At 61.6% G+C, this 18,510-nt stretch carries 20 protein-coding genes; 5 read left to right on the forward strand and 15 right to left on the reverse strand.

The features are described from left to right. Positions 1-17 precede the first annotated feature (17 nt). The 3 genes from ACILSE_RS11080 to lgt form a co-directional block, all read right to left on the reverse strand. On the reverse strand, positions 18-491 hold the full coding sequence (locus ACILSE_RS11080; RefSeq protein WP_395717450.1) for a hypothetical protein: 474 nt from the start codon (positions 489-491) through the stop codon (positions 18-20). After that, positions 488-1,063, reverse strand: a complete 576-nt coding sequence (locus tag ACILSE_RS11085) for an RNA polymerase sigma factor (protein ID WP_395717451.1) — start codon at positions 1,061-1,063, stop codon at positions 488-490. Before ACILSE_RS11085 ends, ACILSE_RS11080 begins: the two co-directional genes overlap by 4 nt. A 69-nt stretch (positions 1,064-1,132) precedes the next feature. Further along, positions 1,133-2,113: a prolipoprotein diacylglyceryl transferase gene (gene lgt, locus ACILSE_RS11090; protein WP_395717452.1), complete on the reverse strand. Its 981-nt coding sequence runs from the start codon at positions 2,111-2,113 to the stop codon at positions 1,133-1,135. A gap of 112 nt (positions 2,114-2,225) precedes the next feature. On the opposite strand from lgt, the gene ACILSE_RS11095 reads away from it, so the two are divergent. Next, entirely contained in the window at positions 2,226-3,206 is a 981-nt protein-coding gene (locus ACILSE_RS11095) for a bifunctional oligoribonuclease/PAP phosphatase NrnA (protein WP_395717453.1), read from the forward strand. Further along, on the forward strand, positions 3,184-3,915 hold the full coding sequence (gene truB, locus ACILSE_RS11100) for a tRNA pseudouridine(55) synthase TruB (RefSeq protein WP_395717454.1): 732 nt from the start codon (positions 3,184-3,186) through the stop codon (positions 3,913-3,915). The genes ACILSE_RS11095 and truB overlap by 23 nt, the downstream gene beginning before the upstream one ends. A 40-nt stretch (positions 3,916-3,955) precedes the next feature. Here the strand turns inward: truB and ACILSE_RS11105 are convergent, their stop codons facing one another. The 7 genes from ACILSE_RS11105 to ACILSE_RS11135 all read right to left on the reverse strand — a co-directional run bounded on the left by ACILSE_RS11105 (position 3,956) and on the right by ACILSE_RS11135 (position 11,317). Continuing rightward, a complete protein-coding gene (locus tag ACILSE_RS11105; RefSeq protein ID WP_395717455.1) occupies positions 3,956-4,993 on the reverse strand; it encodes a Gfo/Idh/MocA family protein in 1,038 nt (345 codons plus the stop codon). A gap of 202 nt (positions 4,994-5,195) precedes the next feature. Next, positions 5,196-6,008 (reverse strand): hypothetical protein, encoded by an 813-nt coding sequence (locus tag ACILSE_RS11110; RefSeq protein WP_395717456.1) that lies wholly within the window; start codon positions 6,006-6,008, stop codon positions 5,196-5,198. An 81-nt stretch (positions 6,009-6,089) separates the two neighbouring features. After that, a complete protein-coding gene (locus tag ACILSE_RS11115; protein ID WP_395717457.1) occupies positions 6,090-6,269 on the reverse strand; it encodes a hypothetical protein in 180 nt (59 codons plus the stop codon). Further along, positions 6,266-6,610, reverse strand: coding sequence for a DMT family protein (locus tag ACILSE_RS11120; protein WP_395717458.1), 345 nt, complete (start codon positions 6,608-6,610; stop codon positions 6,266-6,268). The genes ACILSE_RS11115 and ACILSE_RS11120 overlap by 4 nt, the downstream gene beginning before the upstream one ends. 22 nt (positions 6,611-6,632) lie before the next feature. Further along, entirely contained in the window at positions 6,633-7,544 is a 912-nt protein-coding gene (locus ACILSE_RS11125; protein WP_395717459.1) for a DUF58 domain-containing protein, read from the reverse strand. Between the two features lie 145 nt (positions 7,545-7,689). Next, on the reverse strand, positions 7,690-8,679 hold the full coding sequence (locus ACILSE_RS11130; RefSeq protein WP_395717460.1) for an AAA family ATPase: 990 nt from the start codon (positions 8,677-8,679) through the stop codon (positions 7,690-7,692). A gap of 40 nt (positions 8,680-8,719) precedes the next feature. Next, positions 8,720-11,317 carry a DNA translocase FtsK gene (locus ACILSE_RS11135; protein WP_395717461.1) on the reverse strand — a complete coding sequence of 866 codons (2,598 nt, stop codon included), beginning with the start codon at positions 11,315-11,317 and terminating at the stop codon, positions 8,720-8,722. A gap of 162 nt (positions 11,318-11,479) precedes the next feature. Between ACILSE_RS11135 and ACILSE_RS11140 the strand changes: the two genes are divergently transcribed. Both ACILSE_RS11140 and ACILSE_RS11145 read left to right on the forward strand, forming a co-directional pair. After that, a complete protein-coding gene (locus ACILSE_RS11140) occupies positions 11,480-11,911 on the forward strand; it encodes a c-type cytochrome domain-containing protein (protein ID WP_395717462.1) in 432 nt (143 codons plus the stop codon). A 64-nt stretch (positions 11,912-11,975) separates the two neighbouring features. Continuing rightward, complete coding sequence (locus ACILSE_RS11145) at positions 11,976-13,016, forward strand: SAM-dependent methyltransferase (RefSeq protein ID WP_395717463.1); 1,041 nt, start codon at positions 11,976-11,978, stop codon at positions 13,014-13,016. Between the two features lie 53 nt (positions 13,017-13,069). On the opposite strand, the gene ACILSE_RS11150 is transcribed toward ACILSE_RS11145, so the two are convergent. The 5 genes from ACILSE_RS11150 to gnd all read right to left on the reverse strand — a co-directional run bounded on the left by ACILSE_RS11150 (position 13,070) and on the right by gnd (position 17,527). Next, entirely contained in the window at positions 13,070-13,564 is a 495-nt protein-coding gene (locus ACILSE_RS11150) for a prolyl oligopeptidase family serine peptidase (RefSeq protein ID WP_395717464.1), read from the reverse strand. Positions 13,565-13,643: 79 nt separating this feature from the next. Then, complete coding sequence (locus tag ACILSE_RS11155; RefSeq protein WP_395717465.1) at positions 13,644-14,969, reverse strand: NRAMP family divalent metal transporter; 1,326 nt, start codon at positions 14,967-14,969, stop codon at positions 13,644-13,646. A 373-nt stretch (positions 14,970-15,342) separates the two neighbouring features. Next, positions 15,343-15,798 (reverse strand): hypothetical protein, encoded by a 456-nt coding sequence (locus ACILSE_RS11160; protein WP_395717466.1) that lies wholly within the window; start codon positions 15,796-15,798, stop codon positions 15,343-15,345. Next, positions 15,752-15,976: a hypothetical protein gene (locus ACILSE_RS11165; RefSeq protein WP_395717467.1), complete on the reverse strand. Its 225-nt coding sequence runs from the start codon at positions 15,974-15,976 to the stop codon at positions 15,752-15,754. The genes ACILSE_RS11160 and ACILSE_RS11165 overlap by 47 nt, the downstream gene beginning before the upstream one ends. 108 nt (positions 15,977-16,084) lie before the next feature. Further along, on the reverse strand, positions 16,085-17,527 hold the full coding sequence (gene gnd, locus ACILSE_RS11170; RefSeq protein WP_395717468.1) for a decarboxylating NADP(+)-dependent phosphogluconate dehydrogenase: 1,443 nt from the start codon (positions 17,525-17,527) through the stop codon (positions 16,085-16,087). 163 nt (positions 17,528-17,690) lie between these two features. Between gnd and ACILSE_RS11175 the strand changes: the two genes are divergently transcribed. Then, positions 17,691-18,506 carry a DUF4190 domain-containing protein gene (locus ACILSE_RS11175; RefSeq protein ID WP_395717469.1) on the forward strand — a complete coding sequence of 272 codons (816 nt, stop codon included), beginning with the start codon at positions 17,691-17,693 and terminating at the stop codon, positions 18,504-18,506. Positions 18,507-18,510: the final 4 nt, after the last annotated feature.

Consider the following 18,510-nt stretch of genomic DNA (forward strand, 5'->3'; position numbering starts at 1 on the left):
GTTCAGGTTCGGGGGATTTATTGGAAGGAGACGGGCAGGATGACTTTCTGCTCACGCGGATACTCCACGGTCATCTGCGCGCCATCACGCGGGTCGATCCATGTCTGGCGCTCGCGGGCGATGACGCGCAGGTGCTGCTCCGGGAGGCGTCCCTGCGTGTAGTGGATGCCTTCGTCCTGCACGTCCTCCCATTCGCGGATGGTGGCCACTGGCAGGACGGTGGGCGTGGAGGCGGCGAGCGTGCCGGCGGAAGAGTCCGCACGGGACGGCAGGTTGCTCATCACCGCCACGGCGGCGGCGGCGCCGAGAGCGGCCCAGCTCGCGGAGACGAGCCAGCGGGGCAGGTGGCGTTGCCGGGACGTGGTGGTGAGCCAGCTCATGTCGAGCTTCAGTTCTTCATCGACTCGCTGCGAGAGGGCAGGGGACGGTGCGGCGGGCGCGAGGCCGCGCAGCAGGTTTTCGAGCCGGGTATCATCGGGGTCGTGGTTCATGACAGGGCCTCCTGGGGTTTGGAAAAAGGCAGAATGTTGACGGGCGGCGGCGTGGGTTCGCCGAGAAGGTCTTCCCTGAGGTGGGCGAGCTTTTTATGCAGCGCCTGCAAGGCATAGCGGTAGCGGCCGGCGATGGTGTTGATGGACTCGTTGGTCATCGCGGCGATCTCGTTGAAGGTCAGGTTGCCCCACAGTTTGAGCGTCACGACTTCGCGCTGCTGCTCGGGCAGGTCCTGGAGCGCTTTTTCGACGATGGAGGCGATCTCCTGCTGGCCGGGCTGCGGGTCGAAGGCGGGGGTGTTTTCATGAGGAATGGCGATGTCGGACTTCGCCTCCCGGTTCACGCGGCGGGTGTCGGAGCGGCGCTGGTCGAGCGCGATGGTGCGCACAGCGGCGTAGAGCAGGGGGATGTGCGCGCTGTCACCCTCCGGGAACCGCCGCCACCAGCGCACGAAGGCCATCTGGACCACGTCCTCGGCATCGGCCTTCGAGGCGACAAGCTGCCGCGCATACAGCACAAGCTGCGGGGCGACTTGGTTGAAGGTCTGTTTCCAGTCAAATGAGGCTTCCATGCGGGGTGGCTGGTGTTCGACCTGCCTAACGCCTCCGGGTTCGCCTTTTGTATGCGCCAAAGAGGAAAATCAGGCTTTGGCGGTTTCGGCGGGGCGTTTCCCGAAAAAACAGCCCCACAGCAGGAAGGCCAGACCGGTCACGATCATGAACGTCGAGAAGAACTGCCCCTTCGTCAGGCCCATGATCATCTCCGAGCCGCTGTCCGGCTGGCGCACGTTCTCCAGCGCGATTCGGATGACCGAGTAAAGCAGGAAGAACAGCCCGGTGAGGATGCCGTGGGGCAGGCGCGGCCACTTGATGCGGATGAAGAGCAGGATCGCGCACAGGAAGAGGCCTTCACCGAGCGCCTCATAAAGCTGCGAGGGGTGGCGCGGATGCAAAATCGCCTCCAACTCCGCGCGTCCGCCGCGGTTCTGCTCGAAGAAAGCGATGATGTCCGGACTGTGCTGGATGCCTTCGGGCAGCAGGCCCGGCTGGCCGCCTAGACGGTAAAAATCCTCATGCAGCATCTCCGTCGGGAACTTCATTGCCCACGGCACGTTCGTCACGCGGCCGAAGAGCTCGCCGTTGATGAAGTTCGCGATGCGGCCCAGGAAGATGCCCAGCGGCGCGCCGCAGACCAGCGTGTCGCCGATGCCCGTCCATGAGATCTTGTGCTTCCGCGCATACCACAGGCAGAAGAGCGCCACGCCCGCGATGCCGCCGTGGCTCGCCATGCCGCCTTGATTGAGCAGGAAGAAAATCCACGGGCGATGAATGAACTCATCGAAGTTATACAGCAGCATGAAGCCCAGTCGCCCGCCCAGCACCACGCCGAAGAGCGCCACGAGCGTGATGAAGTCCGCCACCGCCGCCGGCTTGATCTCCGAGAGGCCGCGGTTCGCCAGGAACAACATCACACGGTAGGTCAGATAGAACCCCAGCACATACGCCAGCCCGTACCAATGCACCGCGATGCTGTCCGTGATCTTGATCAGGTGCGGGCTGAGGTCATGCATGTAGTAGCCGAAAAGCATCCGCAAAGGCTTGGACAGGAGGATCGCTGACACAAGAGGCAAAAACGTCTCATCGCTGGTTTTGAGGCGGTTGATACTCGCTCACAGCCTCATCTTCTCCTTGCGCAAGAGGCTGGCAGTGCTTTGTCACGGGTTCCCGATGCCCGTGAACTCCACCACCGCCGAAATCGCCGCCGCCATGCGTGCCGCGAGGCGCATTGCCATTGTCTCCCATGTGCGGCCGGACGGAGATGCCGTGGGTTCCCTGCTCGGGCTTGCCCTCAGCCTGCGCGCCATGGGCAAGGAAGTGACCGCCATGCTGGAGGACGGCGTGCCGGAGAATCTGGCCTTTCTTCCCGGCACCGACACGGTGATCCGGCCCGGCGCGGGGCCCTTGAATGTTGATCTCGCCATCGCGCTCGACACCGCCACGCATGAGCGCATCGGTGAGAAGTGCAAGGCGCTGCTCGATCCCGCTCCGGTGCTGATGAACATCGACCATCACCCGACCAATCCCGGTTACGGCACGCTCAATCTCATCGACAGCGACTCGCCCGCCACCGGCCAGATCATCTACAATTTTCTGAGCGAGCAGGGGTTCCCGATGGATGACGCCGTGCGGCAGAATCTCTTCATCGCGATCTCGACGGACACGGGTTCCTTCCAGTTCTCCTGCACGAATGCCCGCTCGCATCGCATCGCCGCGGAGATGATCGAGGCCGGGCTCGACACCGCGCGGCTGGCGCAGTTGATCTACCAGTCGTATCCGATGCGCCGCCTGGAATTGATGCGCGCCATGCTCAATGAGATGCAGTTCCGTGCCGACGGCCGCATTGTGAGCTGGCAGCTCAAGCAAAAGCTCATGGATGACATCGCCATGCTGCCCGGAGACACGGAAGGTCTCATCGACACCCTTCGGCAGATCGACTCTGTGGTCAGTTGTGTGATTTTTGAGGATGTCGCGGACGGAAAGGTGCGCGTCAGCGCGCGCTCCAAGGACGCGCGTCTCGATGTGTCCGTCATCTGCGGTCAGTTTGGCGGCGGCGGTCATCGCATGGCGTCCGGCGCGCGGTTGCGCGGACCCATTGAAGAAGCGGCGGAGAAATTTTTGAAAGTACTCGAGGATGAAGTCAGACGAATTGATTAGCGGCGTCCTGCTTGTGGACAAAGGCCAGGACATGACCTCCCACGACGTGGTGGCGGTCGCACGCCGATGCCTGAACATGAAAAAGATCGGCCACTGCGGCACGCTCGACCCCATGGCCACCGGCATGCTCATCCTTGTGCTTGGCAACGGCACCCGCCTCTCCGAACTCCTCATGTCCGAGGACAAAGAATACGTCGGCACTCTCACCCTCGGCAAGACCACCAACACCCAGGACGCCGAAGGTGAAACGGTGGAGGAAAAGCCCGTCCCCGCCGATCTCACGCTCGAGCAGGTGAAGGCCGCGTTCGATACCCTGCGCGGCGACTTTTACCAGATGCCGCCCATGGTCTCCGCCGTGAAGATCAACGGCGTCCCGCTGTACAAGCTCGCCCGCAAGGGCCAGGAGGTGGAGCGCGAGCCGCGCTTCGTACGCGTGTATGACTACGAGATCACCCGCTTCGCCCCGCCGGAGGTCGATTTCCGCGTCGTGTGCAGCAAGGGCTTCTACGTCCGCACCTACGCGCACGACATCGGCCAGAAGCTTGGCTGCGGCGCGCACCTCAGCGCCCTGCGCCGCACCCGCTCCGGCCACTTCAAGCTCCTGCCCGGCAAGCACGTCACCTTCGACATGCTCAAGCAAGGCAAACGCGACGAAGTCCTCGCCGCGATGCTGAGCCTCTACGACGTGTCGAAGCTGAGAGGGGCATAAAAAAGCGCGGACGAATTCGTCCGCGCCCTTTCTGTGCGAATCAGCCGAGTTCGGCGATCGTCACCGGCTTGCCACTGAGTTCGGCGCTCTTGTCAGCGGCGAAGATGACTTCGAAGCTCTTCAAGGACTCGGGGAAGCTGGTGAGCGGCATGTCCTTGCCTTGATCCAAGGCATCGAAGAAGGCCTGGAACTGGCTCTGGTAGGGATGATCGCTCACGTCGCCGGAGTCGAGCATCTTCATGGAGAGCTTGCTCCAGGCGTGCTTGTCGGTGTGCAGCTTCATGGAGTGGAACTTGTCGTCCAGCAGGCTGCCCTGGCTGCCGCAGAGGTGGGTGTGGAAGTAGTAGGGCTGGAGGCAGTCCACGATGGCGGCGGATTTGCCGACGGCACCGTTTTTGAAGCGGAGGATGGTGGTGCTGCTCGTGTTGTACTCGTAGGGTTTGAAGATGTCGCTGGCGCTCTTGGTGGAGAAGGAGCAGACGCTCTCGACCTCGCTGCCCATCATCATGAGGAGGGCGTCCATGGCGTGGCAGCCGGCGGTGAGGAGGGCGCTGCCGCCGTCCTTTTTGCCGGTGTTCCAGCGGAACTGGCCGTACCACGGGCCGATGCCGTGGTAGTAGTCGATCTCGCCGTAGTGAAGGCTGCCGAGCAGGCCTTCATCGATAAGGGCCTTGGTGACCTGGAACTGGTTCGACCAGCGGCACTCGAAGCAGACGCAGCCTTTGACGCCGTTGGACTTGGCGGCGGCGACGATTTCGCGGACTTCCTGGAGGGAATTGGCCATGGGTTTTTCCAGGATGATGTGCTTCTTCGCATTCGCGGCGGCGACAGCCTGGTCGCGGTGCTGGCTGGGGTAGCTGGTGATGTCCACGACGTGGATGTCGGGATTGGCGAGCATTTCGTCGATGCTCTGGTAGCTCTTGATCTTGCTACCGTGCTTCGCGGAGAGCTCGGCGTCATCGAGCTTGCGGGAGGAATAGACCGCGGTGACCTGGCCCTGGGTGGTCTTGTTGATGGCTTCAATGTGGGCGCCTGCGGCCCAGCCGTATCCGATGATTCCGACGTTGTATTTCTTCATGATGTGAGGTGTGGATGCTCCAAAGCGGGAGGTCAGATGTCAATACTGCAATGGCAGCGCGGTTTTACGGTGCTTTTGAGGGAAGTGCTGGTGTTTTTGTGCGCGAGAAGGGGAGGTGGCTGCCAGGAAGGATTCATGCGGCAGGTCTGGACACATTGATGAGGCATGCCCGGCATCCGGGCATCATGCGCCGTGATGGTGCTCAAAACACCAGCCGCCACACCCAGCCGAGCATGCCGGTGGCGACGGACCACCAGCAGCGCAGTACCTCTCCGAGGCCCAGCCCCGGCGATGGGGAGGCGGCAAGGAAGAGGGCGATGAGCAGAAAGGCATTGATGAGGAAGATGAGCATCATCGAGAAGAACTCGCCGTTGCGCTTGAGGTCGCCCTGCTCGGCGATGACGGTTTTGATCGTGTAGGTGGCGTGGAAGCACCAGGTGAGGCCGATCAGCGCGTAAAGAAACCGCGTCGGTTTTACGTGGAGCGTCCATTTCCAAAGCGAGACCGCGTGCGCCTCCTGCATGTCCAGCGCCAGTCCGGCGATGCCGAAGGCCAGCATGATGATCAGCGTGTAAAACGGAATGAGGTAAGGGGCCAGCGTGATCCAAGTGTTCGACTTGTCGGTCTCGACGTAGCCGCCCGCCGCGCTGACCTTCCAGTCGAAGATGCGGCCGCCGAACATGCGGGCGGTGAACAGATGGCTCAGTTCATGACCGAGAACATAGAGCGTCACTGGCCGCACTCCGGCCAGATAGGCAACGCCCCAGACGAGGCCGCCAAAGGTGAAAAAGATGAACTCCTCCGAGCGCAGAAAATCCATCCGCGTGACCGCCCGCCAGAGCATCACAATCAGCGTGACAGCGGTAACCAGACACGCAGGTGCCAGCAAGACTCCGCCGATCCAGCGCTTCCATAGCAACAGGGCACGATCTTTCCGCACGTCCGGGCGGTTGTTGATGCCTGCGGGACGGGTGCGGCTCTCGTGAAGGTGTCGTCGGCGGTTTGCGGAGGACATGGGAAATTCGGCTTTATTTAACCTTTGTTAAACATTTTCACAATTCAAATGTGAATATGTGAACAAGCTGGCTGTCGAGGCTCAGCGAACGCCCTGCGAGCCGAGCAGGATGATGGCACCGACCAGTAGTCCCCAGCCGAGGCAGATCGAGCCCCAAGACTCGGGGTCCGGTTTGCACTGATTCAGCGTCAGCAGACGCACAGTCCAGGCACCGACCGGTCCCAGCAGACCTCCCAGGAAGCTCTCAATCAGCCGGTTCACTTGCGAAAAATGAAATACACCGCACCGCACATGCAGAGGGCCGCCCAGAGATAATCCCACTTGAGCGGCTGCTTCATGTAAAACAGCACGAAGGGCACGAAAACGGTCAGCGTGATGACTTCCTGGATGATCTTGAGCTGCGGCAGGCTCAGGGTGGTGCTGCCGATGCGGTTGGCGGGCACCTGGAGCATGTATTCAAAAAACGCGATGCCCCAACTCACCGCAGCCGCGATGAACCACGGCTTTGCCTTCATGTCCTTCAGGTGCGCATACCAGGCGAAGGTCATGAAGACATTCGAGGCGACGAGCAGTCCGACAGCTTTGATCAAAGGCCAGTTCATGGTCGAAAGAGGCCGGGAAAAGTCACGCGCCGCCCGCCAGGGCCGAGCCGCGCACGAGGAGATCGAGGAAGCGCTCCTCGAAGGCCTCCTCGCTGCTCACCTGCATGAAGTCGATGCGATGGCTCGCGCACTCGCGGGCGAGGTTCTCGGCGAAAGCGTCGAAAGTCTCGACGTAGCGCTGAACATCGCGCTTGGTTAGCCAGAAACGGCGGCGTTCGCCGGTTTCGACCTCGGCGAGCTCGAGTTCGCCTTCGAGTTCGGGCTGGCGCTCCTCGGGATGAACGATCTGGAGGAAGTGATTTTCTCCCGGCCAGGCCGAGACACGGGCCACGGCCTCGGTGGCGCTTCCGATCTCCTGACCAAAGAAATCGCTGATGATGAAAATGATGCCAAAGTGCTGCTTGCTGGGCCGGAACTCGTCAAAGCAGCGCTTCATGTCGGTCAATCCGTCGAATTTGAGCTTCGAGACGGCTTGGATGACTTTTTCGATGTTTCCCTGCCCGCGCAACGGCGGCAGCTCCTGATGGACGCCGCTGCTCATGGAATAAATGCTCACCCTCTGCTGGGCGCTGAGCGCCAGATAGGCCAGCGCCACGGCGAAACGCAGCGCCTGCCGCCGCTTCTCGGGAAACGGCCGCGCCATCGACGTGCTGGTGTCTAGCAGGATGTGCAGGTTCAGCTCCTGCGTTTCTTCGTATAGACGCACGAACAGCTTGTCCAGCCGGGCATACAGCCGCCAGTCGATGGCGCGGTAGTCCTCACGCGGGGTGTAGTGGCGGTAGTCCTTGAACTCACGCGTGAAACCGGTCGCGGGCGTCGATTGCTCACCGCGTCGCATCAATTGCCGCCGTTTTCTCAAACGGAGAGCCAGCACCCGCAGCCGGTCCAGAAAGGCGGCGTCGAAGAGGTCTTCGCGTTCGAGGGTGTCGGGCATTGTTCAGCAACGATGCGGTGGAAGAAAGGAGAGTGGCAAATGACGAAACCAGAATGATGAATGAGGAATTGCCCAATGAGCGCCCGTGAGGTCTTCCGCTATGGGAGCTTCATTCGTCATTCTGAATTCTGGTTTCGTCATTCCTTCAGGACGCTTGCTGCGCCGGAGTTTTCACCTGGTCGAGCAGCTTGGTGATGATGTCGTCCACTTTGATCTGCCCGGCCTCGCCTTCGAAATTCAGGATGATGCGATGACGCAATGCGACGTGGGCGATGGCGCGGATGTCGTCTGTGGAGACAGCGGTGGCGCCTTGAATGGCGGCCCAGACACGGGCGCCACGGATGAGAGCCTGCAGGCCACGCGGACTGGCCCCGTAGCTGACGTAACGTTTGACTTCAGGCAGCGCATCAGGTTGCTCCGGATGGCTGGCGAGCACGAGACGGGAGGCGTAATGCGCGACAGGGTCGGCCACCGGCATTTGCGAAAGTTTCTGCTGAATCTCCATCAACTGCGGGCCGCTGGTCATGTTCGCGAGTTTGGGCTCGGTGAAGCCAGTGGTGCGGCGGGAGATCTCGACGAGCGCATCAAGATCGGGGAAGGGGACCTTGACCTTGAACATGAAGCGGTCGAGCTGCGCCTCCGGCAGCGGGTAGGTGCCTTCCATCTCCATCGGGTTCTGCGTGGCGAGCACGAAGAACGGCTCCGGCAGCAGGTGGCGCTCGCCGCCGGTGGTCACGCAGCGCTCCTGCATCACTTCGAGCAGCGCGGCCTGTGTCTTCGGCGTGGCGCGGTTGATTTCATCGACGAGCAGCAGGTTCTTGAACACAGGGCCTTTCTCATAGCGCAGCGTGCGGTGGCCTTTTTCATCCTCGCCGACGATGTGCGTGCCCAGAATGTCCGCCGGCATCAAATCGGGCGTGCATTGCACCCGTCCGGGCTCCAGACCTACGACCTGCGAGAGCGTCCGCACGAGGTAGGTCTTGCCAAGGCCCGGAACACCTTCCAGAAGCACGTGCCCGCCGGAGAAAATCGCCACCAGAACGTCCGTCAGAAGCTCATCGTAGCCGACGATGGCTTTTTGCATCTCGGCTTTGAGGTTCGCGAACAAAGTGCGGAAGGCGGCGTGGTCGGGCATGCGCCGATTCTCGCCAGCCGCTCCGTTTGCGCAAGGCTGGTTAGTCCATCTGCACGAGAATCTCGCGCGGCTTTGCTCCTTCGCCGGGACCGATGATGCCACGGTCCTCAAGCAAGTCGATCATGCGGGCGGCGCGGCCGTAGCCGAGGCGCAGACGGCGTTGCAGCAGGCTGGTGCTGGCCTTTTTCTCCTGGCGAATGACTTCGAGGCATTTCTCCAGGCACTCCAACTCCTCGGCGCTGACACCGTCCTCGCCCTCGCCGTCCTCATCGCCAAAGCCGCCATTTTCGTCATCGACTTTGACATCAAACACGGGCTTGCCTTGCGCGACGCAGTGATTCACGAGCGCGTGAATTTCATCGTCGGTGACGAGGGCGCCCTGGCTGCGCACAGGCTGCGCGCCGCCGGGCGGGACGTAGAGCATGTCGCCTTTACCGACGAGGTTCTCAGCGCCCTTGCGGTCGAGGATGACGCGGCTGTCGAGCGCCGAGGACACCTGGAAGGCGATGCGGGTGGGGATGTTCGCTTTGATCACGCCGGTGATCACGTCGGCACGCGGTGTCTGCGTGGCAACGATGAGATGAATGCCTGCGGCGCGTGCCATCTGCGTGATGCGGGCGATGGCGACTTCGATGTCCGCGGGCGCGGTTTGCATCAAATCGGCGAGCTCATCGACGATAACGACGATGTAGGGCATCGTATCGGGAATGACGACCTCCTGCTTCGGCGGGGGAGGCGGCTGGGAATCGCCCAACCAGGTCCCGCTGGCATCGCGCAGTTCGGGATCGCCGTCCACGGTGCCGACTTGGGCTGTCTTTGGCGCCGCATCGTCTTCTTTGGCAAAAGCGGCGGAAACGCGGGCATCATCGGCACCCGCCTTGATCGGCGGTGATCCAGCGGCATTGCGCGCGGCACGGGCGGCATCCGCCTCGGCCTTGCGTTTGCGATTGCGGTTGTTGAAGGCCTCGAAGTTGCGGCAGCCCTCCTGCGCGAAGATTTGATAGCGGTTTTCCATCTCCTTCACCACCCAGCGGAGCGCGAGCAGAGCTTTCTTCGGATCAGTGACGACGGGCAGCGCGAGATGGGGCAGCTCCTCGTAGTTCTGCATTTCCACGACCTTCGGGTCGATCATGATGAAGCGCAGCTCATCCGGCGCGAAGCGGCAGAGCAGGCTGGTGACGATGCTGTTGATGCAGACCGATTTGCCGGAGCCGGTGGCGCCCGCGACGAGCAGGTGCGGCATGGCGGCGAGATCACCGATGATGGTCTTGCCATACACATCCTTCCCGAGAGCAACGGGCAGCTTGGCCTTGCCGTTGACGAAGGTCTCGTCTTCCAGCAGCTCACGCAGCGGCACGATGATTTTCTCCTTGTTCGCGAGCTCGATGCCGACGGTGTCCTTGCCGGGAATCGGCGCGAGGATGTTGATGCGCTCGGCACGTGTGGCTCGGGCGATGTCGGCGTCGAGATTCGCGATGCGGCTGACACGCAGGCCATCGACGGGACGAACCTCGTAGCGCGTGATCGCAGGTCCGCGGGTGATGTCACCCGGCTCGACGCTGATGCCGAAGCTGGCGAGCGCCTTGACGATGGTGGTCTGGATGGCCAGCAACTCGGATTTGTCCGTCGGCGCGTGATTGCTATCATCGGACCAACGCAGGAGGTCCATCGGCGGCAGCTTGTAGTCTTTGAAGCGCACGGTGAGATTGCCTAGCGAGCCATGCGGGGCCTGCTCGATCTTCTGCGCACGCTTTTTCTCCCAAACTTCGGCAAGCTTCGGCTTGTTCGAGCTCTCCTCGTGCGAACGAGGAATGGATGCATCGATGATCTTCGGCGCAGGCGGATCAAACTTGAGCGGCAGCTCCAGATTCGTCGCGACAGGCGCAGGCGTGTCGCCGCGCAGTTCGGTGCCGCCTTTCTTTTTCTTCCGTAAATCCGCAGGCACCGGCGTCAGCGTGCCGGGGATGGTGTTCGCGGCTTCCTCGGCTAGTTTTTCCTCCGCCAGACGCTGCGCCTCGCGTTCCTGCTGCCAGCGGGTGAATTCAGACCGCATGCTGCGGATGGCCATCAACGGGTGGGTTCCCGTCACCAAAAACAAGCCGCACAAATAGACGCCACCGAGAACTAGCGTGGCCCCCACCTTGCCAAGCAGATGCTTGAGGATGACTCCGCCGATCACATAACCCAGCCCGCCCGAGCCACCGAGCGGTGTGATGTGATCACGCTCGACCAGCAGGCCCTGCACTTCGAAAAATGCAGCGCCGCTGATGATCATGACGGCCACCCCGAGCCACGCGGAAGTCGTGAGCTTCATCTTGGAGTGCAGTTTGCTCACGCCGAACCAGGTCATGCTGAAAGGCAGCAGGTAAGCCGCATACCCCATCAGCCAGAGCATGTGGCCCGCGATCAGCGCCCCGGCACGCCCGACAAAATTGATCGTCTCACCACCGACAGACTCAGAAAGTGCCAGAAATGACCACGAAGGCATGTCCCGTGGGTCATACGACACCAGTGCCAGCAGCAGCAGAGCCGACAGTAGCAGCAGCAGGATGCCATGCACGTCGTTCCATGGACTGACCTTCTCGTCCGTGGATCGGGTGCGAGGAGGGCGGGCGGCGACGGCGTTGGCTCGGCTCATGGGATTACGGGCGGGATTCTGCCAGACTATATTATTTAAGGCCACCAAAATATTTACCTTGCCTCACTTTTGTGAATCGGCTTCGATAGCCAGCAGGGTTGCAGCTTGACCGCGAAAAATCCTCGTGAACATCTTCGCCCGCCTTCCCGTTTCACACCACCCATGAAAAACACACTCGCCCTCACACTCGCTGCCGTGCTTTGCCTCGGCGCCTCCGTCAATACCACCCGTGCTCAGGACGCTGGCAAGGTGGACTTTGAAAAGCAGATCCTGCCCATCCTCAAGGAGAGCTGCTTCAAGTGCCACGAAAAGGAACACGAGGAAAACGGCAAGATTAAGAAGCCCAAGGGCGGCCTTCGACTCGATGGAGCCGCCGTCATCATGAAGGGGGGCAAGGAGTATCCCAATGAAAACGTCGTCGCCGGCAAGCCTGACGCGAGCTGGCTGGTCAAGACGATGGCCCTGCCAGAATCCGACGACCTCGCCATGCCTCCCGAAGGCAAGGGCGACCGCGTGAGCGCTGCCAACATCGACCTGATCAAAAAGTGGATCACCGAAGGCGCGAACTTTGGTGCCTGGAAAGGTGTGGAATAAGAATTTTGACCTCGCATCTGACCACGGAGGGCGGAGCCTTGGCTCCGCCCTTCTTTTTCTCCACATGAACGCCCCCTTCCGCTTCACCACCTGCCGGGCTGGCTCCGAAGCCGCGATCAAACGTGACATCGCCACCCACTTCCGGGGCGAACTCACGCCCGCGTTTATGAAACCGCAGTTCATCACCTGGAAGCTGCGTCATCCCGAATTCCAGCCTCCGCCAACCCTCAGTCATTTCGCCAGAGTCAGCGGCATCTCCCTCGGGTTGTGCAAATCGATCAGCGAGATCGTTGATCACGCCCGGAAGCTCAGTCCGGAGCCGTTCAGGCTTCATGTCTTCCCGCGAATCACACCTGAAGACGGCGTCGAAACCGCGACATGGCAGCGCATCGACGTCCTCGAAGCCGATATCGTCCGCGCCCTCCAACTGGCCGGCATCGCGGTGGAAACTAGGCCCTCTTACGCTCCCGGCGATTTGATACTCGACGTGATCATTGGCGAAAGCGACGAGGAGCCATTCTTTGTCGGCTACCACGAGCATCATGAGGGCGCGCACACGCATCCCGGCGGTGTGCCGCGCATCAGCCTGCCGGATGACGTCCCCTCACGCGCCTGGCTGAAATTCGAGCAGGCCCTCGCTTGGCGCGGCTGGGACAAGCTCGACCTCCGTGGCCAGACCGCCCTCGATCTCGGTTGCGCTCCCGGCGGAGCCACCGTTGCGCTGCTGAAGCGCGGCATGCACGTGCTCGGCGTCGATACCGGCGAAATGGATCCCCGCGTCCTCCAGCTCGCCAAAGCACAAAACGTACGCTTCGACCACTGGCGCACCGCCGCAGGCCGGCTGAACCTGACTGCATTGCCGCAGGAGCCCGCTCTCCTGCTTTGCGACATCAATCTCGCCCCGCCCGAAGTCCTTCCGCACATCGCCCGGATTCAGGATGCCATTCAGGCACGCCGCCTCATCCTCACCCTCAAGCTCAACACACCTGCTCTCGAAGACCGTGCCCACGAGTTCATCCAGGCCGTGCGCCGCATCGCCCCGGCCCCCGTCTTCGCCACCCAGCTCGCAGCCAACCGGCGTGAGATCTGCGTCAGTTGCGGTTGAATATCTTCCATGCACGCTGACTCGGCGGCATGCATGGTTTATTCGATGATGGATCACTTTTGTAGCGTCACACGCAGCCAGTCGATCATTCTCGTGGCGTAGTCGCTGTTAAGCTTCGCCCAGCCGCCCATGCCGTGGCCGCCGCCTTTCACGGTGATCGTCTCGCTGGTGTTTCCGGCGGCTTTCATTGCCTTTTCAAACATCACGCTCTGCTCGTGCGCCACGGTCGTGTCGGCATCGCCGTGGATTTGGAGAAAGGGCGGCAAACTTGGCTTCACGTGCGTGATGGGCGACATCGCGGCCAGTTTGGCGAAATTCGCCTCGCTTATCTCGTGGCTGCCGATCAGGTCGCCGAGGCCGCGGAGCTCGTTGCGGCGCTTCACATGCGCCACGAGATCCTGCGGCGGACAAAACGGCCCCTCTCCCTCCGGCACGAACGCATCGAGGGTCAGCGAAACCTCGCCTGCCTTCGCGAATTCGATGTCCTGCTTCAAGCCGGGCGTCGAGAATGGCTTGCCGGCGGCGTGGAGCGCAGCGGCGAGTTTCATGGCTGTTCATGAACGAAAACCGCGTGGCAGTTCTCGCCACGACCCCAATTAGCCTGCCTACCCCGTGCTCTGTCTCCACTCAGCTCATCCAACTCCACGCCAGCGCCGCGACGCAGGCGACGATCAACACGATGCTCACCCAGCCTAGCGCACGCGACCACGGCCCCTGCCGCGCATCGCCCATGATGGATGCGTCTCCAGCGAGGCGCTGGAGGGTGATCACATGCAGAGGTAGCAGCACCGCGTTGACCACTTGGCTCGTGTAGATCAGCGGAATCAGCGGCAGTCCAGGCAGCGACACCACACTCACGGAGGCAATGGTCAGTCCGATGAACGCCGCGTAGAACCACTGAAAGTGATGCGAGTCCAGATCGAGCGATGCGGGCTCGCCGACGCCCTCGGCGATGGAGTAAGCCGTGGCAATGGGCACGATGGCTGCCGCAAGCAAGGAAGCCCCAAGCAGACCTGCGCCAAAGATGACGGTGGCAAAGCGGCCCGCCAGCGGTTCGAGCGCCTTCGCCGCATCGCCCGCATGTTGAATGTGCACGCCCGCCTTGTTCAGCGTTGCCGCACAGGCCACGGCGATGGCCAGTCCGATCACACCGGTGAGCACCGAGCCGATCACGACATCCCACCGCGCCCAGCGCAGGCTTTCCAGGGTGATCTTCTTGTCCACCGCATAGGATTGGATGAATGCCAGCCCCCATGGAGCCAGCGTCGTGCCCAGGGCCGCTGCAATGGCGATCCAGCCCGCTGGACTCGTCGGCAGGTGCGGCACCACGGATTGATGCCACACGGCGCTCCAGTCCGGCGCGGCCAGAAAACCATCGACAATGTACAGCGCCAGTGTCGCTGAGATCACCAGCAGCACCCGCTCCACGCGGTGGAACGATCCCAGCACCACCACGAGCGAGATCAGCAAGCCTGCCACAGGGGCGCTGATCCATGAGGGAATGCCCACCAGCCCGCCTGCGGCGGAGATGCCCGCATACTCGGCGCAGATCGTGCCGAAGTTCGCAAACAGCAGCCCGCAGACCGCGAAGTAGCCAGCGCCGCGTCCCCATTTCTCGCGGATGATGCCCACAAAGCCTTTGCCAGTCGCCGCACCGATGCGCACCGCCATCAGATGGAACTGCACCAGCAGCACCGTGGACGCGGGAATGATCCACAGAAGCCGATAGCCAAAGTCCGCGCCCAGCACGGAGTAAGTCGTGATGCCAGCCGGATCATCATCCGAGAGTCCCGCCAGCAGGCCAGGCCCTAACACCGCAAGAAACGCCACCCAGGCACCCCGTCCCGATTTCAGCAGCGCGGCAAAGCGTAGCCCGATGCCTTGCCGAAGATGCGCCACCGCATGCGGCGGCGCGCCTCGATGCTTCCTGCGTTGACGTGCTGCCTTAAGCATGACTCTTCCTTCCGTTGTCGGTGGGTCGTGAATCCAAGAGCCTGCCCATGACGGTCACCTTCGACGTGATCGGCAGCACTGTCAGGTGATTCATGGCGGAAGGGATGATGAGATCCATCGACTTGAAGAAGCCATGCAAGGCTTGCATGCAAAGGTGGCTGCTTCTTCCTCCGTCGGCAGGTGCGGATGGTGTTGCGGGGGGGGAGATCAACGGAACCAAAGAGTTGCTCGTTGAAGTCGTAGACTGAAAAACCGGCTGAGCTGCATCAGCCGTCTTTCTGATGTTTTTGAAGTGTGGTGTCGTCCTCTGGACGGCTCAGATCAGCCCCGAGGGGTGAACCACATTAGCTGATCACTCGGTTGGCGGGCTTCTTTACGCCTCGTCTTCCCCAGCACGGCGAATTTCATCGAGGTCGGCGAGGTCTTGGGGGCGGCCTGCTTGCTTTTTGGCCTGGATCAGGTCGTTGCGGCTGAGGAAATGGATCGGGAAGCCTTCTTCGTTGTCCGTGAGACGGCTATTCCAGCAGTGGGCGAAATCCATCGTGGGTAGCGAGGTGAGGAAATCGAACAGCACCGGGGCGCGACCGACCATGTATTGAAAGCTTTCCCGCGCGAAGTCGTCGGGGGTGACATCGATCAACGGCATGCCGAACTCACCGAAAGCTCGCATGACACGGGAGGCGTTTTCCTTGTTTGGTTCCAGCCAGAGGTCCAGGTCCCTGGTGAATCGCGGCTGGGAATAGTGCATGGCCGCGTAACCGCCCACGATGGGGTAACGCACCTCATGCCTGGCGAACAGTCGGAGCAAGTCTTTGAAATCGGAGTTCATCGGGATCGCGGTGCTGCGCCTGCCAGGTTTCCACCACCAGCTCCCACGCGGATTGGCGAATGGCCGCCCCTCCTGCCCGCTGCCAGAAGCGGATGTTTTGCGTGCGCATGTCATCCAGGCTGGTGCATTTCACCGCCTGCCAGCCTTCACGCACTTTTGGGTGGGAGTTGGATTTCATGGCCAGACACTAGTGGCTTCAGATCAGGATGCAAGAAGGCGGCTGAGTTGCCTCAGCCGCCTTCGCGTTGATGGGGGGTAGCGGACAAAATGCCGCGCTCCTTTCGGATTAGCCGATCACTTCCGGCCACTCGGTGTGGAAGAACTGGCCTTCGGGCTTGTCGGTGCGCTCGTAGGTGTGGGCACCGAAGAAGTCGCGTTGGGCTTGGAGGAGGTTGGCGGGGAGGCGGGCGGCGCGGTAGCTGTCGTAGTAGCCGAGGGAGGCGCTGAAGGCCGGAACCGGGATGCCGTTGAGGGTGGCGATGCTGACGACTTCACGCCAGTTCTGCTGGGTCTTGCTGAGCACGTCTTTGAAGAACGGATCGAGCATGAGGTTAGCCAAATTGGCGTTGGTGCGGTAGGCGTCGGTGATGCGATTGAGGAAGCGGGCGCGGATGATGCAACCGCCGCGCCAGATGGCGGCGATGCGGCCGAGGTCGAGACCCCATTGCTTCTTCTCACCCATGGTTTTGATGAGGTCGAGACCCTGGGCGTAGCTGATGATCTTGGAGGCGTAGAGGGCGTCGTGGACCTTTTTGACGAGTTCCTTCTTGTCGGTGGTGATGTTGACGGTCGGGCCGGTGAGCTGGGTGCTGGCGGCGACGCGTTGCTTCTTCTGGCTGGAGAGGATGCGGGCCTCGACGGCGGCATTGATGGTGCTGATGACGACGGCGTTTTCGGCGGCGTTGAGCAGGGTCCACTGGCCCGTGCCTTTCTGGCCGGCTTTATCGACGATGAGTTCGACGACGGGCTTGCCGGTTTCGGGGTCTTTTTGCTCCAAAGCCTTGCCGGAGATCTGGATGAGGTAGCTGAGGAGGTCGCCCTCGTTCCACTCGTTGAAGATGGCGGCCATCTCGTCGGTGGTGAAGCCGGCATGCTTGAAGATGTTATAGGCTTCGCAGATGAGCTGCATGTCGCCGTACTCGATGCCGTTGTGGATCATCTTCACGTAGTGACCGGCACCGCCGGGGCCGATGTGGATGACGCAGGGCTCGCCATCGACCTTCGCGGCGATGGATTCAAAGATGGGCTTCATCACTTCCCAAGTGGAAGCCGGACCGCCGGGCATGATGGAGGGGCCTTTGCGAGCACCTTCTTCACCGCCGGAGACGCCTGCGCCGATGAAGCGGAGGCCTTTTTCAGCCATGTAGGCGTCGCGACGCTCGGTGGTCTGGTAGAAGCTGTTGCCGCCGTCGATGACGATGTCGCCTTTGTCCAAAAGCGGGATGAGCTGCTCGATCACGGCGTCCACGGCGTCACGGTCGCTGTCCTTCACGGCGGTGGATTTCACCATGATGTGAATTTTGCGCGGCAGGGCGAGGCTCTGGACGAATTCTTCGAGGGTCTTGGTGCCGACGAGGGCCTTGCCGGGGTGCTTGGCGAGGAATTCGTCGGTGACACTGGTGGTGCGGTTGTAGACGCTGACCTGGAAGCCGCGGCTTTCGACGTTGAGAACGAGGTTTTGGCCCATCACGGCGAGGCCGATGAGTCCGAAGTCACTTTTTTTGCTCATAGTTTTAGGGGCCGTGTCCATACCCGCCCGTCCGGGCTTGGCAAAGGGGATTTTGCTCATGGATGAGATGAGTGGCATCGATGGAAGCGAGTTGATTTCGTGATTGTGCTCATATGGGGGCTTCTGATATTCCGTGGTCAGTTCAACCCACCCCGTTCGCATCATGGAATACTACGTCGGAAAAAATGGAGAGAAGTCCGGCCCCTTTGAGAAAGAGGAAGTTTATCGACGCCTCGTGTCTGGTGAACTCAGCGGCAGCGACCTCGGCTGGTGCGAGGGCATGGCCGAATGGCAACCACTGTCGAGGCTGATCCCGCCGCCGGTTCCCGCCACAGGTCAGGCGGTCTTCGGACCATCAGTGCCAAGAGGTGTCATGCCAGTGCCGGATGCCAAAACCTCGGGCATGGCGGTGGCGAGCATGATTTGCGGCATCCTGGGGCTGCTGCTCTGGCTGCCGTGCATTCCTGCGATCATTCTCGGGCATCTCGGTCTTTCCGCGATCAAGAAATCCGCCGGAGCCTTGAAAGGAAGCGGGATGGCGGTCACAGGGCTCGTCACGGGTTACATCATGATCGCGGCGATTCCAATCATCGCGATCCTGGCATCGTTGGCGGTGCCCGCCTTCAATTCCATCCAGAAGCAGGCTTTGCAGATAAAGTCGGTGAACAACGCCAAGCAGCTCGTTCTCGGCATGAAAGAGTATGCTTCAGATCATGAGGGCAGCCTGCCGCCCACGCTGGAGGCGCTCTATGAGGAAAAGATTCTCGATTACCGGGGGTTGCTGGAAGAACACTCCACGCAGGGAGGTTCAACTGGGGAGCAGGCATGGGAATACCGTGGCGCGGGCATGAAGGACACGGCAGATGGAAAAACCATCGTACTCATCAGCCGCAAGGCGGACCGGCGAGGCGAGCGCATTGTGGGACGTCTCGACGGCAGCGCCGAGGTGGTGCGCGGCGACAAGCTGGAGGCTCCGTGATGCG

Source organism: Prosthecobacter sp., assembly GCF_044236155.1.
Lineage (GTDB): Bacteria > Verrucomicrobiota > Verrucomicrobiia > Verrucomicrobiales > Verrucomicrobiaceae > Prosthecobacter.

Coding starts and splice junctions, on each gene's coding strand:
- truB (WP_395717454.1), top strand. CDS start 3,184: ATGAAGTCAGACGAATTGATTAGCGGCGTCCTGCTTGTGGACAAAGGC.
- ACILSE_RS11145 (WP_395717463.1), top strand. CDS start 11,976: ATGAACGCCCCCTTCCGCTTCACCACCTGCCGGGCTGGCTCCGAAGCC.
- gnd (WP_395717468.1), bottom strand. CDS start 17,527: ATGAGCAAAAAAAGTGACTTCGGACTCATCGGCCTCGCCGTGATGGGC.
- ACILSE_RS11105 (WP_395717455.1), bottom strand. CDS start 4,993: ATGAAGAAATACAACGTCGGAATCATCGGATACGGCTGGGCCGCAGGC.
- ACILSE_RS11165 (WP_395717467.1), bottom strand. CDS start 15,976: ATGAAATCCAACTCCCACCCAAAAGTGCGTGAAGGCTGGCAGGCGGTG.
- ACILSE_RS11125 (WP_395717459.1), bottom strand. CDS start 7,544: ATGCCCGACACCCTCGAACGCGAAGACCTCTTCGACGCCGCCTTTCTG.
- ACILSE_RS11175 (WP_395717469.1), top strand. CDS start 17,691: ATGGAATACTACGTCGGAAAAAATGGAGAGAAGTCCGGCCCCTTTGAG.
- ACILSE_RS11080 (WP_395717450.1), bottom strand. CDS start 491: ATGAACCACGACCCCGATGATACCCGGCTCGAAAACCTGCTGCGCGGC.
- ACILSE_RS11150 (WP_395717464.1), bottom strand. CDS start 13,564: ATGAAACTCGCCGCTGCGCTCCACGCCGCCGGCAAGCCATTCTCGACG.
- ACILSE_RS11085 (WP_395717451.1), bottom strand. CDS start 1,063: ATGGAAGCCTCATTTGACTGGAAACAGACCTTCAACCAAGTCGCCCCG.
- ACILSE_RS11110 (WP_395717456.1), bottom strand. CDS start 6,008: ATGTCCTCCGCAAACCGCCGACGACACCTTCACGAGAGCCGCACCCGT.
- ACILSE_RS11135 (WP_395717461.1), bottom strand. CDS start 11,317: ATGAGCCGAGCCAACGCCGTCGCCGCCCGCCCTCCTCGCACCCGATCC.
- ACILSE_RS11155 (WP_395717465.1), bottom strand. CDS start 14,969: ATGCTTAAGGCAGCACGTCAACGCAGGAAGCATCGAGGCGCGCCGCCG.
- ACILSE_RS11120 (WP_395717458.1), bottom strand. CDS start 6,610: ATGAACTGGCCTTTGATCAAAGCTGTCGGACTGCTCGTCGCCTCGAAT.
- ACILSE_RS11140 (WP_395717462.1), top strand. CDS start 11,480: ATGAAAAACACACTCGCCCTCACACTCGCTGCCGTGCTTTGCCTCGGC.
- ACILSE_RS11160 (WP_395717466.1), bottom strand. CDS start 15,798: ATGAACTCCGATTTCAAAGACTTGCTCCGACTGTTCGCCAGGCATGAG.
- ACILSE_RS11130 (WP_395717460.1), bottom strand. CDS start 8,679: ATGCCCGACCACGCCGCCTTCCGCACTTTGTTCGCGAACCTCAAAGCC.